Below are 16151 nucleotides of genomic sequence, written 5' to 3'. Positions count from 1 at the left end.
AAAATTAAAATTTCCTCATTATCATCATTATATTCTGGACCAAATTTAACAACTAAGGGTAGTTCTGAATCTATTTCTTGATGATACAACTCGTTTGTTACATCACAAGGAACTTCCACAGTACCTTCAGCCACAAAAATAAGCTCGAATAATGTACTCTTTTTTACGAATGTTAGCGAAACTTTTATTGATGAACTATTAAACTCATCATAAGTAAAAGCTTCAAAGAACTTATTATCAATTGAATAATCGAACTGGTGTTTCCCTTCTTTTAATCCTACAAATTGGATATTGTAATCTTTCAATTCTCTCATAACCAAACATCAATTGAGCGTGCAAAGATACAAAAAAATGTATTTCTGCAATATTTTTATCAAAAAAAGTAATTATTTAACAACTAGCGGTTTTTCTGTTAGTGATTTATACTCGGTTCTTGCTTTAAAAACTTGAAGAGCAGTAAACAAAGCCTCTTGAAATGAAGAAGGATTTGCTTGATTTTTCCCTGCAATATCATAGCCTGTTCCATGATCGGGCGAAGTTCTAATATGACTTAAACCTGCAGTAAAATTAACACCTTTACCAAAAGACAATGCTTTAAAAGGTGCTAAACCTTGATCGTGATAAGTTGCTAAAACACCATCAAATTGCTTGTAAGTTTCAGAACCAAAAAATCCATCAGCTGCATAAGGGCCAAATACCAACTTACCTGTTGCTGCAATTTCATTTACGGTTGGTTTTATAATTTCATCATCTTCTTTACCAATAACACCATGATCTCCACAATGTGGATTTAATCCTAATACTGCTATTTTTGGCTTACTAATACCAAAATCTTGAATTAAAGAGGCATGCATTGTTTCCACTTTATTTTTTATCAGTTCTGGAGTGATGGTTTCAGCTACTTTTGATATTGGAATGTGACCGGTTATTAAACCAATTCGTAATTCATCTGTCATTAATATCATTAAACTATCGCCTGCTAAATTGGCTTCTAAATATTCGGTATGTCCAGGAAAGTTAAATGCATCTGATTGAATGTTTTCTTTATTAATAGGTGCTGTTAATAAAACATCTATAGTGGTATCTTTTAAATGCTCTATAGCAGCAGCTAATGATTTTGCAGCGTATTGACCAGATACTTCTGTTGCCTTGCCTAGTTCTATTTTAACATCCTCTTTCCAAAGATTCAGTACATTTATTTTAGAATGGTTAATTTGTTTTATCGAATTAATTCCTTGTACAGGAACCTCAATTCCCAGAGCTTTTTTATGATAAGAGATGGTTTTTGTTGCACCAAATAAAACTGGTGTACAGAAATCTAACATTCTTTTATCTTGAAAGGTTTTCAAAATTACCTCAATTCCAATTCCATTTAAATCTCCTATAGAAATTCCTACAACTATTTTATTAGATTTATCCATAATAACCTTTGTAATATCCGTATTTTTGTGAGTACAAAAGTAACCAATTTTTAACGATATGTTTACAGGAATCATAGAAACACTTGGCACAGTAACAAATGTGGTAAAAGAGCAAGAAAATGTACATTTAACTATTAAAAGTAGTATTACAAACGAGTTAAAAGTAGATCAAAGCGTGGCTCATAATGGCGTTTGTTTAACTGTTGTTGCTATAAACAATGATGAATATAAAGTTACTGCCATTAAAGAAACTATAGATAAAACCAATATTGGCAAATTAAAAGTTAATGATATAGTAAACCTAGAACGTGCCATGAAATTAGGCGATAGGTTAGATGGCCATATTGTGCAAGGACATGTTGATGAAACAGGAACATGTACCTTTATTAAAGACGAAAACGGAAGTACAGCATACACTTTTACCTATAATTCTGATAAAAATAATGTGACTATAGAAAAAGGCTCAATTACTATAAATGGTGTGAGTTTAACTGTGGTAAATTCTACTAAAAACGGATTTTCTGTTGCCATTATTCCTTACACTTGGGACAATACTACCTTTAAAACTTTACAAGTTGGCGATGCTGTAAATTTAGAATTTGATGTGATTGGTAAATATGTAGCACGTTTAACGAATTTGTAATCGCTACAAAATGTAATAATGCCATCAACCAGGATAAAATACTGCGAAATTTGTAAAAAAGATTTCTCTACGATGTATAGAATTCAATATAAATTGCCTAAAAAATGGGTGTTTACTTGTAAAGAGTGTTTGCTTGATGTAAAAAAGGATAACCCTAATTATGTTTATGGTGGCACCTGGAAAAAGTAAATTACACTTTTGCTTCTTTTTTGTGTAAAAAACGGGTTAATTTCATAGACAAATCAAGCAAAATAATTTTTGCGTTTCCATTTCTTTCAATGTGATACATGGCTACACTAATTTCTTTTTCTATTTCTAGGATGTTTCCAGAATGTACAAAAGGTGCAAATTTAGACAAGTTAAAACCTGTTTTCGACTCCATAAAAACCAACTGATCAGACTTATAGTTCAATAAAAGGGCTTGTCTAAAAAACTGTAAACAGTATTCTAAAAATCGTTTTTGCGTTTCTCTACCCGATTTTGCAATCGTTTCTGACCAAGCGATTAATTGTTGCACCACTGCTGCATTTCCTTTCGCCTTAAATGCGGTTCTAATCCAGGTTATAAACCATTCTTCAAAAACCAAATCAGCTGCATCATTATGTAAAAGATGTATGGCTTTATTTAAATTCCCTTCTGCTTGATGTGCAATATTAGCGGCTTTATTGTCCTCAACCTGATGATTTACAACCAAAATGTTTGCAATATCTTGCTCGGATAAAACAGGGAAATGTAAGGCTTGACAACGAGATTTAATGGTATTTATAATTTGCTCTTCATTTTCGGTAATCAATAAAAAAACCGTTTTTTCAGGTGGCTCTTCAATCAATTTTAATAACTTGTTGGCAGCAGCAATATTCATTTTTTCTGCCATCCAAATAATCATCACCTTAAAACCGCCTTCGTAACTTTTTAGTTTTAATTTTTTAACCACGTCTTCGGCTTCATCAACCCCAATAAGTCCTTGCTTATTTTCAACGCCAATATGTTGCAACCAATTAAACAAACTTCCATATGGTTGTTCGCTAATAAATTGGCGCCAATCTTCTAAAAACAAATTACTAACCGGATGTTTTTTTACAGTATCGTTTGTAGTTACTGGAAATGCAAAATGCAAATCTGGATGTTGCAGTTTATCACATTTTAAATTACAGGCATCAGCATCCTCAGAAAAATTACACAGCAAAAATTGCGCATAGGCAATTGCCATCGGTAAAGTTCCACAACCTTCTTTGCCAACAAATAATTGCGCATGTGGAATTCTGCCATTTTCAGCAGATTTTATCAAATGTTTTTTAATATGTTCTTGACCTACAATTTGATTGAAAAGCATAGGCAAATATATAATTTTAGAACCTTTAAATTTAGATTTTGTATTTTTAATATTCTAAAATTATAGCATTCAACTATGAAAAAATCACTTCAAATTTTTAACGGAATCGCTTTGGGGTCTACAGTTTTTATCAATTATTTATCTAATACTGGCATTATGAATGGTAAAACTATAGGTAGTATTTCAGATAACATAAAATCACTTTTCACCCCTGCTGGATATGCGTTTTCTATTTGGGGACTCATTTATTTATTGCTTTTGGGTTTTGCCATATATCAAGGAAGAAGTTTGTTTAAAAAAGGAAAAGAAGACAATTTTGTATTCAACATCGGTTTTTGGTTTATTATTTCATGTATTGCCAATTGTTGCTGGGTATTTAGCTGGGTTTATGGCTATACAGGGTTGTCTTGTTTTTTTATTTTCCTTTTATTAATTTCATTATTAAAAATCATCATCAATCTAAATATAAACAAGCATAAAGTAAAAACCTTAAAATTCGTTTTTTTACACCTTCCTTTCATCATTTATAGTGGCTGGGTAACTGTGGCAAGCGTTGCAAATGTATCTTCTTATTTGGTGAAAATTGGCTGGAATGGATTTGGTATTTCTACTGAATTTTGGACCATAATTATGATAGTTATTGCAGTAATCATAAACACTTTTATACTATACACAAGAAAAATGTATGGTTTTACTTTGGTTGGTGCATGGGCATTAATTGCCATTGGTATAGCTAACTTAAATAAGGAAAACACAATCGATACCTTTGCCTTTGTAGCATCTACCCTGTTAATTACAAGCACTATTGCATACTTTATCAACAATAAAAAAACAGCGAAAACGATAACTTAACTTTTACCTTTTGCACTTTACAATCCGTAAATAAAAAAGTATTTTTGTTAAAAATATTTCCAATAAAATGAAAACATTAAACGATTTTAATTTCCAAGATAAAAAAGCCATTATTCGAGTAGATTTTAATGTGCCTTTAAATGATAAATTTGAAGTAACAGACGCTACGCGAATTCAAGCTGCAAAACCTACTATAATTAAAGTATTAGAAGATGGTGGAAGCTGTATTTTAATGTCTCATTTAGGAAGACCTAAAGGAAAGCAAGATGAGTTTTCTTTACGTCATATTGTAAAATCTGTCATTGATATCATTGGCTGCAATGTAAAATTTGTTGATGACTGTGTAGGTGAGAAAGTTGAAGAAGCTGTTGCTAATTTAGAAAGTGGAGAGATTTTGCTTTTAGAAAACCTTCGTTTTTATGATGAAGAGAAAAAAGGAGATGTTTCTTTTGCTGAACAATTATCAAAACTTGGTGATATTTATGTAAACGATGCTTTTGGTACTGCACACAGAGCACATGCATCAACAACAATTATTGCACAATTTTTTGAAGAAAATAAATGCTTTGGTAGCTTATTAGCAAGAGAAATTGAAAGTATAGACAAAGTACTAAACAATTCTGAAAAACCTGTTTTAGCAATTTTAGGGGGTGCAAAAGTATCGTCAAAAATTACAGTAATTGAAAATATTCTGGACAAAGTAGATCACCTAATTATTGGAGGTGGAATGAGTTTTACTTTTATTAAGGCACAAGGAGGCAAAATTGGAAACTCTATTTGTGAAGATGACAAACAAGAGTTGGCCTTAGAAATTTTAAAACAAGCCGAAGCAAAAGGTGTTCAAGTTCATATTCCTGTGGATGTAATTGCTGCAGATGATTTTAGCAACGATGCAAATACTCAAGTTTTAGACATCACAACAATTCCTGATGGATGGCAAGGTTTAGACGCTGGACCAAAATCTAGAGAAAAATTTGATATAGTTGTAAACCAATGTAAAACCATTTTATGGAATGGGCCATTAGGTGTTTTTGAAATGGAATCTTTTGCTGGCGGAACAATTGCTTTAGGACATTCTATTGATAAAGCAACTAAAAACGGAGCGTTTTCTTTAGTTGGTGGTGGAGATTCTGTAGCAGCAGTAAAACAATTTGGTTTTGCAGATAAAGTAAGTTATGTTTCTACAGGTGGTGGCGCAATGCTAGAAATGTTAGAAGGAAAATCTTTACCTGGAATTGAAGCAATTTTAAAATAAACTTATTTAGAGTTTATTAGTTTATAAATTTAAGCGTGTAATTTTATTAGAAATTGCACGCTTTTTTTATTGATAAATGAAAGTTATATTAAAATCGAAAAGATGTATTTCGTATTGCTCTTTAAGTTTTTAATTTAGCCTAAACTTGTATTTAATTAAACAATTCAACAATTAAAGTATAATACATCATTAAAATATGAAATACACTAAATTACCAAATACAGAGCTAAAGATTTCTAAAATTTGTTTAGGAACCATGACCTGGGGTAACCAAAATACAGAAGCAGAAGGACATGAACAAATGGATTATGCTTTAGATAATGGAGTTAACTTTTTTGATGCTGCAGAATTATACCCTGTACCTGCAAATGCAGAAACCTATGGAGATACAGAGCGAATTATCGGAACTTGGTTCAAAAAAACAGGCAATAGAGATAAAGTAGTTTTAGCAAGTAAAATTGCAGGCGGAGGAGATTATACAGCGCATATAAGAAATGGTGGTTTAACCAAAGCAAATGTATTTGATGCTGTTGATAAAAGTTTAGCGCGCTTGCAAACAGATTATATCGATTTATATCAATTACACTGGCCAAATCGCGGTGTAAATTGTTTTGGTGTTCGTGATTTTCCGCTAAAAGCTGCAAATAGTGAGGTTGAAAATTATTTGGAAATTTTAGAAGGCTTACAAGAATTGATTAAACTTGGAAAAATTAAACATATTGGTTTATCCAATGAAACTCCTTGGGGAACAATGAAATATTTACAAACTGCAGCAGAACATAATTTACCAAGACCAGTAACCATTCAAAATTCATATTCTTTAATTCACAGAGGGTTTGAAGTGGGTATGAGTGAAGTTTCGCTGAGAGAAAACATTGGTTTACTTGCATATTCTCCACTAGCACAAGGTGTATTGTCTGGAAAATACTTAAATGGCAACAAGCCTGAGGGTGCAAGAGGAACATTATTTCCAAGATTTATTGCTCGTTATATGGGAGATGGTTCTTTAGAAGCTGTTAAAAGATATGAGGCTATTGCAAAAAAACACGGTATTACATTATCTGAAATGTCATTAGCTTTTATAAATCAATTACCATTTGTAACCAGCAACATTATTGGCGCTACTAAAATTAGTCAGTTAAAAGAAAATATTAATTCTATAAATGTTCATTTATCTGAAGACATTTTAAAGGAAATTGAAAATGTTCATACAGCAATACCAAACCCTGCTCCATAAAAAATGGAAATCTATTTTTTTTGAAAAATTATTTGAAAAAATCAGTAAAAAAAGTAAAAACTATTTGCCAAACAGATAAAACTTATTATATTTGCAACCGCTTACAGGAATAGAGATTTTTTTAATTTTTTAAAAGTAAGTAAAGTTCTTAAAATTATGACTGCGAAAGTAGCTCAGGGGTAGAGCATCACCTTGCCAAGGTGAGGGTCGCGGGTTCAAATCCCGTCTTTCGCTCTATTTTATTATACCAATGCTGAAGTGGTGGAATTGGTAGACACGCTGGACTTAAAATCCAGTGAGCAGTAATGCTCGTATGGGTTCAAGTCCCATCTTCAGTACAATAACCGTTGTTAATCTTTTGATTTTCAACGGTTTTTTGGTTTTATAAAACCTTTTTTTGTTCATTTTCAAAAAGGATTAAGATAAAAAACGCTACATTTAAAAATATAGCGTTTTTTATCTTAATTTGAAATGAACAACACAATAATTGGGTTACAACAAATAATCTGTACTGATAAAATTAGAAGCTTTTTTATCTAACAATTCTTCTAAAATAGCATTATTATATTCTGTGTCTTTTGAGGCTACAAACGTTCTAATCGAGAAAGAACGTAAAGCATCATGTACACTTAACGTACCCACTGCTGAATCTTTTCTACCCGTAAACGGATATACATCTGGTCCCCTTTGTGCTGCACTATTTAAATTTACTCTACATACTAAGTTTACCAAAGTATCAATTAAAGGCGCCAACGTTTTTACTTCACTTCCAAAAACACTCACTTGTTGTCCGTAATTCGATTCAGCCATATCATCTAATGGCTCTTGAATATTTTTAAAAGAAACTACAGGAATTACAGGGCCAAACTGTTCTTCTTGATAAACTCTCATATCTTTAGAAACAGGATACAAAACTGCTGGAAAAATATAGTTCTCAGTTGTTTTACCACCGTTTTTATTCATGATTTCTGCACCTTTTTCTTTGGCATCATCTATCAACTCTTGAATATAAGCAGGTTTCCCAGGTTCTGGAAGTGGTGTTAATTTTACGCCATCTTCCCACGGATTTCCAAACTTTAAAGCATCTACTCTTTCTGCAAATTGTTTATTAAATTTATCTACAATATGCTCGTGAACATACAATACTTTTAAAGCTGTACAACGTTGTCCATTAAAAGATGTTGAACCTGTAATACATTCGTTAATCGCTAAATCTAAATCTGCATCTGGTAAAACAATACCTGGGTTTTTAGCTTCTAAGCCTAAAACCAAACGCAACCTGTTTTTATAAGGATGATTTGCCTGAATAGCATTAGCTGATTTACTATTTCCAATCAATGCCAACACATCAACCTTACCTGTTTTCATAATTGGTGTTGCCAATACTCTACCTCTACCATAAATGATATTTACCACTCCTTCAGGAAAAGAATTTTGGAAAGCCTCCATTAAAGGAGATAACAATAAAACTCCATGTTTTGCAGGTTTAAAAACAGCAGTATTCCCCATAATTAATGCAGGAATTAGCAATGCAAAAGTTTCATTTAAAGGATAATTGTAAGGCCCTAAACACAATACAACTCCTAAAGGACCACGTCTAATATGTGCATGAACTCCGCTATTTTTTTCAAACTTTGCAGAATTTCTATCCATCTGCTTGTAATCCTCAATAGTATCGTAAATATATTCTACAGTTCTATCAAACTCTTTTTCTGAATCTGGTAAAGATTTTCCAATTTCCCACATCAATAGTTTAACAACCTCATCACGTTTGGTTTTCATTTGCTCTGCAAACTCTTCCATACATTCAATTCTGTCTGCAACTCGCATTGTTGGCCATAATCCTTGACCTTTATCATAAGCTCTATAAGCAGAATTTAATGCTTCAATTGCTTCATATGCTGTTAAATTAGGAACTGTACCTAGCAGAGTTGGTTGATATTCTTTAGTTGATGAAATTGAGGAATACACCTCAGACATTTCTCCTTTCCATACTTTCAATTCACCTGCAACTAGATAAGAAGTTTGGTGTTTTAATTCTTTAATTTGATATTTATCTGGTATTTCTGTAAACTTTACTTTCATAAATTATTATTTATCAATTCTTTTGAAAAGAATTAAATTACTTGTATCAAATTAACAAAAAATACGAGAATTTTCTGTCAAATCTATCAATTAATCACGAAAAGCATTGCGTAAGTTTTTCGCTATATTAATTAAAAATTTGTCGCTTAAACCAAAAACTGAAATAAATCTGGTTTATCATTTAAGTAATCACCAAAAAAATTATTTGCTTTCATTCTTTTTATTAAAGGTGCTAAATCTTTAGATGATGTTAATTCTAAGCCCACTACAGCAGAGCCATTAGCTCTATTATTTTTCTTAGTATATTGAAAATGAGTTATATCATCATTAGGCCCCAGAATTTCTGCCACAAACTCTTTTAAAGCTCCTGCTCTTTGTGGAAATTTTACAATAAAATAGTGTTTTAAATTGGCATACAATAGCGCTCTTTCTTTAATTTCTGCAGTTCTTGTAATATCATTATTACTACCACTTACTACACAAACCACATTTTTACCTTTAATATCATCAGCAAAAAGATGTAAAGCAGCAATACTTAAAGCGCCTGCTGGTTCCACAACAATAGCGTCTTTATTATACAAATCTAAAATAGTCTGACATATTTTACCTTCTGGAACTGTAATTACTTTTTCTAAATTTTGTAGACAAATGGCAAAATTTAAGTCGCCCACTTTTTTAACTGCAGCACCATCAACAAAAGGATCTATGGTATGTAAAGCAGTGTTTCTTTTATTATTGATTGACGTTAACATTGATGGTGCACCCTCTGGTTCTACACCAATAATTTTTGTTTCTGGTGATAGGTTTCTAAATACGGATGATAATCCTGATGATAATCCTCCACCTCCAATGGGAACAAAAACATAATCTATTTTTTGATCAGTTTGATTTATAATTTCTAACCCAACAGTTGCTTGACCTTCAATAACTTTTTCATCATCAAAAGGATGAATAAAGGTTTTCTTTTTTAAATCGCATTCTTGTTTAGCTGCATTATACGCATCATCAAAAGTATCGCCTTCAATTACAATATTGATAAACGAATCACCAAACATTTTTACTTGATTTATTTTTTGATTAGGTGTTGGTGATGGCATAAAAATGGTACCATGAATCTTTAACAACTTACAGGACATAGCCACACCTTGTGCATGATTTCCTGCACTTGCACAAACAATACCTCTTTGTTTTTCGTCTTCATTTAAAGAAGACATTTTGTTGTAAGCCCCTCTAATTTTATACGAACGCACAACTTGTAAATCCTCTCTTTTAAAAAAAATATTTGCACCAAATTCTTTTGAAAGGTTTGTATTTAAGCTTAGCGGAGTTTTTAAAGCAACACCTTCTAAATTCTTAGCAGCTTGTTCAATATTTTTTAAATTAGGAAGATAGGTTTGTTTTGTTTGCATAAGGCAAATTTATAAAAGAAAACCTGTCAAACTTTTCAATTTAACAGGTTTTATATAAAATTGGGGGAAATTATTTTTAAGCAGATTTTATCACTTTCATTGCTGTCATAGAAGCTCTTAATGTTTCACCTACTTTTTCAACAGGATGATTTCTAATAATTTTATTAATTCTAATTAATTCTTGATTATCTACATCATTAGAATCTGAGAATTTTTTACCAATTACATTTGTAGAAACTGTTTTCATAAAGTCTGCTAATAAAGGTTTACAAGCATGATCAAATAAATAACATCCATATTCTGCTGTATCAGAAATTACACGATTCATTTCAAATAACTTTTTACGAGCAATGGTGTTTGCAATTAATGGCGTTTCGTGCAATGATTCGTAGTATGCAGAAGCATCTATAATGCCTGATTCTGTCATTGCCTCAAAAGCCAATTCTACACCAGCTCTTACAAAAGCAACTAATAAAGTTCCGTGATCAAAATATTCTTGTTCAGAAATTTCATCTGTAGTTATCTCTTGTTTTTCGAAAGCAGTTTCACCAGTAGCAGCTCTCCAAGTTAATAGGTTTTTATCGTCATTTGCCCAATCTTCCATCATTGTTTTAGAGAAATGACCTGTCATAATATCATCCATATGTTTTTGGAACAATGGACGCATAATGTCTTTTAATTCTTCTGATAAACGGAATGCTTCTACTTTTGCAGGATTAGACAATCTGTCCATCATATTTGTAATTCCTCCGTGCTTTAAAGCTTCTGTTACAGTTTCCCAACCATATTGAATTAATTTTGCTGCATAGCCAGCATCAATTCCTTCTGCTACCATTTTATCAAAAGATAAAATTGCACCTGTTTGTAACAAACCACATAAAATAGTTTGCTCTCCCATTAAATCTGACTTTACCTCAGCCACAAACGAAGATGCTAAAACACCTGCTCTATGACCACCAGTGGCAACTGCATAGGCTTTTGCTTGATCCCATCCTTTATTTTCTGGATCGTTTTCTGGATGCACAGCAATTAACGTTGGTACACCAAATCCTCTTTTATATTCTTCTCTAACTTCAGAACCTGGACATTTTGGAGCCACCATAATTACGGTTAAATCCTCACGAATTTGCATCCCTTCTTCTACAATATTAAAACCATGAGAATACGATAATGTTGCTCCTTTTTTCATTAAAGGCATTACTGTTTTTACAACATTGGTGTGTTGTTTGTCTGGTGTTAAGTTGATAACCAAATCTGCTGTTGGTAGCAACTCTTCATAAGTACCTACTGCAAAATCATTAGAAGTTGCATTTACATAAGATTCTCTTTTTTGGTCGATAGCAGCTTGTCTTAGTGTATAAGAAATATCTAAACCAGAATCTCTCATGTTTAAACCTTGATTTAAACCTTGTGCTCCACAGCCCACAATAACAATTTTCTTGCCTTTTAGTGCGTTTACACCATCTTCAAATTCTGAAGAATCCATAAAACGACATTTCCCTAATTGCTCTAATTTTTGTCTTAATGTTAATGTGTTAAAATAATTTGACATTTTTTGATTGTTTTTTGAGAAGAGAAAAGAAAAAAGAAGCAATTGATTTATCTCAATATTCTTTAGTCTGTATTCTATTCTCGAATTTTAATTTTTAGTTGTTGTATGATGCTAATAATGATGATATTTTCATTTCTTCTTTGGTCACTGCAATTAAACCAGATCGTGTGTACTGCATGATTCCAAAAGGAGCTAATTGATTGTATAACTCAACAATTTCCTCTTTTTTTCCTGATTTTTCTAGCACAAAAAATTCTCTATTTACAGTTACGATTCTCGAATTACTTTCTTTAATGATATTTTGAATTTGGCGTTCTTCGAATAATAATTCAGATTTAATTTTAAACAAACCAGCTATTTGATAAATAATTTCATCAAGACGATGGTAATACGCTTTAATTACTTCTACTTGTTTTTCTATCTGACCAATAATTTTTTTAATGTTTACCTCATCAATATTCACAACAATGGTAAATTTTGAAACACCTTCTATCTCTGAAGGAGAGGTATTTAAACTCTCTATATTGATGTGTCTTCTTTGGAAAATTGCTGAAATTCTGTTCAACAATCCAATATTATTTTCAGTATAAATAGATACTGTATATAATTGTTTTTCTTCTGTACTCATTTCTTTACTGTTTAAAGTTATAAAGTTTAAAGTTGAAAAGTTCAATAACCAAGAACTAACAACCAAAAACTAAAAACCACATCTACTCCAATCTGATATCAGAAACACTTGCTCCTGATGGAATCATAGGAAATACATTATCTTCTTTTTCTACACAAACTTCTAAGAAATACGCTTCTTTGCTTTCCATCATTTCTTTTACTGCTGGCGCTAATTCTTCTCGTTTTGTCACTTTTTTGGCTTTGATGTAATATCCTTCTGCAATTGCCACAAAATTAGGATTTACCATTTCTGTAGATGCATATCGTTTGTCAAAAAATAACTGTTGCCATTGACGAACCATCCCTAAGAAATCATTGTTTAACACCACAACTTTTACAGCTGCTTTTTGTTGAAAAATAGTACCCAATTCTTGAATGGTCATTTGGTAACCACCATCACCAGAAATAGAAACTACTTCACGTTCTGGAGCCGCCATTTTTGCACCAATTGCTGCTGGCAAACCAAAGCCCATGGTTCCTAATCCACCAGAGGTGATATTACTTTTAGATACATTAAAATCTGCATATCTACAAGCTACCATTTGATGTTGACCAACATCTGTTACAATAGCAGCTTTTCCTTCACTTTGTATGTTGATTTCTTTCAACACCTCAGCCATGGTTAAACCTTCTTTTGTTGGATATAGATCGTTTTTAATAACTTTATCGTATTCTATTTGATATAAATCTTTGAATTTTTGATGCCAATCTGAATGTTTATTTTCATTTAATAATGGTAACAACATTTCTAAACTTACTTTAGCATCACCTAAAACTGCAACATCCGTTTTTACATTTTTGTCTACTTCTGCAGGATCAATTTCAAAATGAATAACTTTTGCTTGTTTTGCATACGTATCTAAACTACCTGTTACACGATCGTCAAAACGCATCCCAATGGCAATTAAAACATCACACTCATTGGTTAACATATTTGGTGCATAATTTCCATGCATACCAACCATCCCCACATTTAACGGATGAGAAGTTGGAATTGCTGAAGCACCTAAAATAGTCCAAGCTGCAGGAATTCCTGCTTTTTCAACAACTGCTTTTAACTGCTCTTCTGCTTCACTTAAAATTACTCCTTGTCCCCAAACAATTAATGGTTTTTTAGCACTATTAATTATTGCAGCAGCTTCCTCTACTTTAGAAATATCAGTTTCTGGAACTGGTTTATAACTTCTTATTTGTGTACATTTTTCATATGAGAAATCAAACTCATCAAATTGAGCATCCTTAGTAATATCAACTAAAACAGGACCTGGTCTTCCGCTTTTTGCAATGTAAAATGCTTTTGCAATTGCTGCTGGTATATCTTCTGCTTTTGTAACTTGTATATTCCATTTTGTAACTGGTGTTGAAATACCAACAATATCTGTTTCTTGAAACGCATCACTCCCTAATAAATGAGACGCAACTTGACCAGTGATACAAACCATTGGTGTAGAATCTATTTGTGCATCTGCAATACCAGTAATTAAGTTGGTAGCACCTGGACCAGACGTAGCTATTGCAACCCCTACTTTTCCAGAAATTCTTGCATATCCTTGAGCAGAATGTGTTGCTCCTTGCTCATGACGTGTTAACACATGGTGAATTTTGCCTTGATATTTGTACAATTCGTCATAAACAGGCATAATTGCTCCACCTGGATATCCGTATAAAATGTCTACTCCTTCTTCTATTAAACATCTTACAATTGCCTCGCTACCAGAAATACGCTCTGTAGTTTTGGTAGTTTGCTGTTGTTTATTTATGGTTTGTGTTTCCATATTTCTTATTTTAGATTAGAGAAGAAAGAAAAGAAAGACTTTAGTCTATTAATTTCTATTTTCTTTTCTCTTGTTTCTTTATTCTTTTTACAAATCTGTAACACATCCTTTAGATGCAGATGCTACATATTTTGCGTATTTGTATAAAATTCCTTTTTTATGCTTTGGTTCTGGAGCTGTCCATTTTGCTCTTCTTTCTGCCAATTCTTCATCAGAAATTAAAACGTTTATAGAGTTGTCTTCTGCACTAATTCTGATTTTATCTCCGGTTTCAATCAATCCAATTGCACCTCCAGTTTGCGCTTCTGGTGTAATATGACCTACCACAAAACCGTGAGTACCTCCAGAAAAACGTCCATCTGTAATTAATGCTACAGATTTACCTAAACCTGCTCCCATAATTAACGAAGTTGGTTTTAACATTTCTGGCATTCCTGGACCTCCTTTTGGACCTACATACCTAATGACGACTACATCACCTCTTTCTACTTCACCATTTGAAATTCCTGTGTTTGCTGCTTGTTCACCATCATACACCACTGCTTTTCCTTCAAACAACAAACCTTCTTTACCTGATATTTTTGCAACTGCTCCTTCTTCAGCTAAGTTTCCGTACAAAATTTGCAAGTTTCCTGAGGATTTCAGTGCTTTATCCGTAGGAAAAATTACGTCTTGATCTTCAAATTCCATTGCTTCAACATCCGCTAAATTCTCGGCTAAAGTATTTCCAGTAACTGTCATGCAATCTCCATGTAAATATCCATTATCTAATAAATACTTCATAATTGCAGGTGTACCACCAACTCCATGTACATCTTCCATTAAATATTTACCAGATGGTTTTAAATCAGCAATTAAGGGTGTTCTGTCTGAAACTCTTTGAAAATCTTCTAAGGTAAAATCAATATCAGCAGCGTGTGCAATCGCTAAGAAATGTAATACAGCATTTGTAGAACCACCTAAAGCGTTTACCAAGGCAATTGCATTTTCTATAGATTTTTTAGAGATAATATCCAAAGGTTTTAAATCTTTCTCTAACAAGTTTTTAATGGCTATTGCGTGTCTTTCTGATTCTGATAATTTATTAGGATTTTCTGCAGGAATTGATGAATTGTAAGGCAATGCAAACCCCATACATTCTATAGCAGAAGCCATTGTATTTGCAGTGTACATACCACCACAAGCACCAGCACCTGGAATTGCTCTTTTAATGATTTCTTTGTACTCATCTTCTTCAATTTCTCCAGCTACTTTTTGCCCTAAAGCTTCAAAAGCAGAAACAATATTTAATTTTTTTCCTTTGTAATTTCCAGAAGCGATAGTACCACCATACATCATTATTGATGGACGATTTAAACGCAACATTGAAATTACAGCTCCAGGCATATTTTTGTCACAACCAACAATTGCAATTAAGCCATCGTAACTTTGTGCGTTCATTACAGTTTCTATAGAATCTGCAATAATATCTCTTGAAACTAATGAGTAATTCATACCTGAAGTCCCCATAGAAATACCATCTGAAACTCCAATTGTATTGAATCCTAAACCAACCATATCAGCAATTTTACACTCTACCTTGACCTCATCTTTCAATCGGTTTAAGTGCATATTGCAAGGATTACCATCATAACCAGTACTAGCAATACCAATTTGCGCTTTATGCATATCTTCTTCTGATAAACCTACAGCATACAACATAGCTTGTGATGCTGGCTGTGATTCGTCTTGCGTTAATCTGCTACTGTGTTTGTTGAGTTTCATTTACTATTTTATTCTATTTATTGACTAAATTATTCTATTTCTGATGTTTTGATGTATTTAATTCAATACCATTCTTTAATTTCAGATGTTAAAAAATACACTTAATACTTTGATATACAAATTTTTAATATATTTTAATTATGACATTCAAGTATT

Annotated in this window: 13 protein-coding genes and 2 tRNA genes; 6 read left to right on the top strand and 9 right to left on the bottom strand. The window is 32.3% G+C overall.

What is annotated here, in order from left to right; all coding sequences use genetic code 11:
• Together ACTG3V_RS10720 and pdxA are read right to left on the bottom strand one after the other, a co-directional pair.
• Positions 1 to 314, bottom strand: a 314-nt coding sequence (locus ACTG3V_RS10720) for a YceD family protein (RefSeq protein WP_439132160.1), incomplete at its 3' end; no start/stop codon positions are given.
• Between the two features lie 72 nt (positions 315 to 386).
• Entirely contained in the window at positions 387 to 1421 is a 1035-nt protein-coding gene (pdxA, locus tag ACTG3V_RS10715; RefSeq protein WP_439132159.1) for a 4-hydroxythreonine-4-phosphate dehydrogenase PdxA, read from the bottom strand.
• A gap of 58 nt (positions 1422 to 1479) precedes the next feature.
• Between pdxA and ACTG3V_RS10710 the strand changes: the two genes are divergently transcribed.
• On the top strand, positions 1480 to 2064 hold the full coding sequence (locus ACTG3V_RS10710; RefSeq protein WP_439132158.1) for a riboflavin synthase: 585 nt from the start codon (positions 1480 to 1482) through the stop codon (positions 2062 to 2064).
• 190 nt (positions 2065 to 2254) lie between these two features.
• Here ACTG3V_RS10710 and ACTG3V_RS10705 read toward each other — a convergent pair whose 3' ends face one another.
• Positions 2255 to 3397 carry an ATP-binding protein gene (locus tag ACTG3V_RS10705; RefSeq protein ID WP_439132157.1) on the bottom strand — a complete coding sequence of 381 codons (1143 nt, stop codon included), beginning with the start codon at positions 3395 to 3397 and terminating at the stop codon, positions 2255 to 2257.
• A gap of 75 nt (positions 3398 to 3472) precedes the next feature.
• Between ACTG3V_RS10705 and ACTG3V_RS10700 the strand changes: the two genes are divergently transcribed.
• From ACTG3V_RS10700 to ACTG3V_RS10680, 5 genes are all read left to right on the top strand, one after another.
• Entirely contained in the window at positions 3473 to 4249 is a 777-nt protein-coding gene (locus tag ACTG3V_RS10700) for a tryptophan-rich sensory protein (RefSeq protein WP_439132156.1), read from the top strand.
• 67 nt (positions 4250 to 4316) lie between these two features.
• A complete protein-coding gene (locus ACTG3V_RS10695; protein WP_439132155.1) occupies positions 4317 to 5504 on the top strand; it encodes a phosphoglycerate kinase in 1188 nt (395 codons plus the stop codon).
• Positions 5505 to 5700: 196 nt separating this feature from the next.
• Positions 5701 to 6741, top strand: coding sequence for an NADP(H)-dependent aldo-keto reductase (locus tag ACTG3V_RS10690; protein WP_439132154.1), 1041 nt, complete (start codon positions 5701 to 5703; stop codon positions 6739 to 6741).
• A gap of 162 nt (positions 6742 to 6903) precedes the next feature.
• Positions 6904 to 6975: transfer RNA gene (locus ACTG3V_RS10685), tRNA-Gly, on the top strand.
• Between the two features lie 18 nt (positions 6976 to 6993).
• Positions 6994 to 7079, top strand: a tRNA-Leu gene (locus ACTG3V_RS10680).
• A 154-nt stretch (positions 7080 to 7233) separates the two neighbouring features.
• On the opposite strand, the gene ACTG3V_RS10675 is transcribed toward ACTG3V_RS10680, so the two are convergent.
• The 6 genes from ACTG3V_RS10675 to ilvD all read right to left on the bottom strand — a co-directional run bounded on the left by ACTG3V_RS10675 (position 7234) and on the right by ilvD (position 15995).
• Entirely contained in the window at positions 7234 to 8826 is a 1593-nt protein-coding gene (locus ACTG3V_RS10675) for an NADP-dependent glyceraldehyde-3-phosphate dehydrogenase (RefSeq protein ID WP_439132153.1), read from the bottom strand.
• A gap of 146 nt (positions 8827 to 8972) precedes the next feature.
• Positions 8973 to 10235 (bottom strand): threonine ammonia-lyase IlvA, encoded by a 1263-nt coding sequence (gene ilvA / locus ACTG3V_RS10670; protein WP_439132152.1) that lies wholly within the window; start codon positions 10233 to 10235, stop codon positions 8973 to 8975.
• Positions 10236 to 10311: 76 nt separating this feature from the next.
• Entirely contained in the window at positions 10312 to 11787 is a 1476-nt protein-coding gene (ilvC, locus tag ACTG3V_RS10665) for a ketol-acid reductoisomerase (protein WP_439132151.1), read from the bottom strand.
• A 94-nt stretch (positions 11788 to 11881) separates the two neighbouring features.
• A complete protein-coding gene (ilvN, locus tag ACTG3V_RS10660) occupies positions 11882 to 12415 on the bottom strand; it encodes an acetolactate synthase small subunit (RefSeq protein ID WP_439132150.1) in 534 nt (177 codons plus the stop codon).
• Positions 12416 to 12497: 82 nt separating this feature from the next.
• On the bottom strand, positions 12498 to 14231 hold the full coding sequence (ilvB, locus tag ACTG3V_RS10655; protein WP_439132149.1) for a biosynthetic-type acetolactate synthase large subunit: 1734 nt from the start codon (positions 14229 to 14231) through the stop codon (positions 12498 to 12500).
• An 87-nt stretch (positions 14232 to 14318) separates the two neighbouring features.
• Positions 14319 to 15995 (bottom strand): dihydroxy-acid dehydratase, encoded by a 1677-nt coding sequence (gene ilvD / locus ACTG3V_RS10650; RefSeq protein WP_439132148.1) that lies wholly within the window; start codon positions 15993 to 15995, stop codon positions 14319 to 14321.
• Positions 15996 to 16151: the final 156 nt, after the last annotated feature.

This window comes from Polaribacter sp. (assembly GCF_965660385.1).
Lineage (GTDB): Bacteria > Bacteroidota > Bacteroidia > Flavobacteriales > Flavobacteriaceae > Polaribacter.
This window is presented reverse-complemented; position numbering and strand designations above follow the sequence as displayed.

What these genes read in the sequence shown, in the direction of transcription:
- pdxA (WP_439132159.1), bottom strand. Translation starts at nt 1,421, where the DNA reads ATGGATAAATCTAATAAAATAGTTGTAGGAATTTCTATAGGAGATTTA.
- ACTG3V_RS10710 (WP_439132158.1), top strand. Translation starts at nt 1,480, where the DNA reads ATGTTTACAGGAATCATAGAAACACTTGGCACAGTAACAAATGTGGTA.
- ACTG3V_RS10705 (WP_439132157.1), bottom strand. Translation starts at nt 3,397, where the DNA reads ATGCTTTTCAATCAAATTGTAGGTCAAGAACATATTAAAAAACATTTG.
- ACTG3V_RS10700 (WP_439132156.1), top strand. Translation starts at nt 3,473, where the DNA reads ATGAAAAAATCACTTCAAATTTTTAACGGAATCGCTTTGGGGTCTACA.
- ACTG3V_RS10695 (WP_439132155.1), top strand. Translation starts at nt 4,317, where the DNA reads ATGAAAACATTAAACGATTTTAATTTCCAAGATAAAAAAGCCATTATT.
- ACTG3V_RS10690 (WP_439132154.1), top strand. Translation starts at nt 5,701, where the DNA reads ATGAAATACACTAAATTACCAAATACAGAGCTAAAGATTTCTAAAATT.
- ACTG3V_RS10675 (WP_439132153.1), bottom strand. Translation starts at nt 8,826, where the DNA reads ATGAAAGTAAAGTTTACAGAAATACCAGATAAATATCAAATTAAAGAA.
- ilvA (WP_439132152.1), bottom strand. Translation starts at nt 10,235, where the DNA reads ATGCAAACAAAACAAACCTATCTTCCTAATTTAAAAAATATTGAACAA.
- ilvC (WP_439132151.1), bottom strand. Translation starts at nt 11,787, where the DNA reads ATGTCAAATTATTTTAACACATTAACATTAAGACAAAAATTAGAGCAA.
- ilvN (WP_439132150.1), bottom strand. Translation starts at nt 12,415, where the DNA reads ATGAGTACAGAAGAAAAACAATTATATACAGTATCTATTTATACTGAA.
- ilvB (WP_439132149.1), bottom strand. Translation starts at nt 14,231, where the DNA reads ATGGAAACACAAACCATAAATAAACAACAGCAAACTACCAAAACTACA.
- ilvD (WP_439132148.1), bottom strand. Translation starts at nt 15,995, where the DNA reads ATGAAACTCAACAAACACAGTAGCAGATTAACGCAAGACGAATCACAG.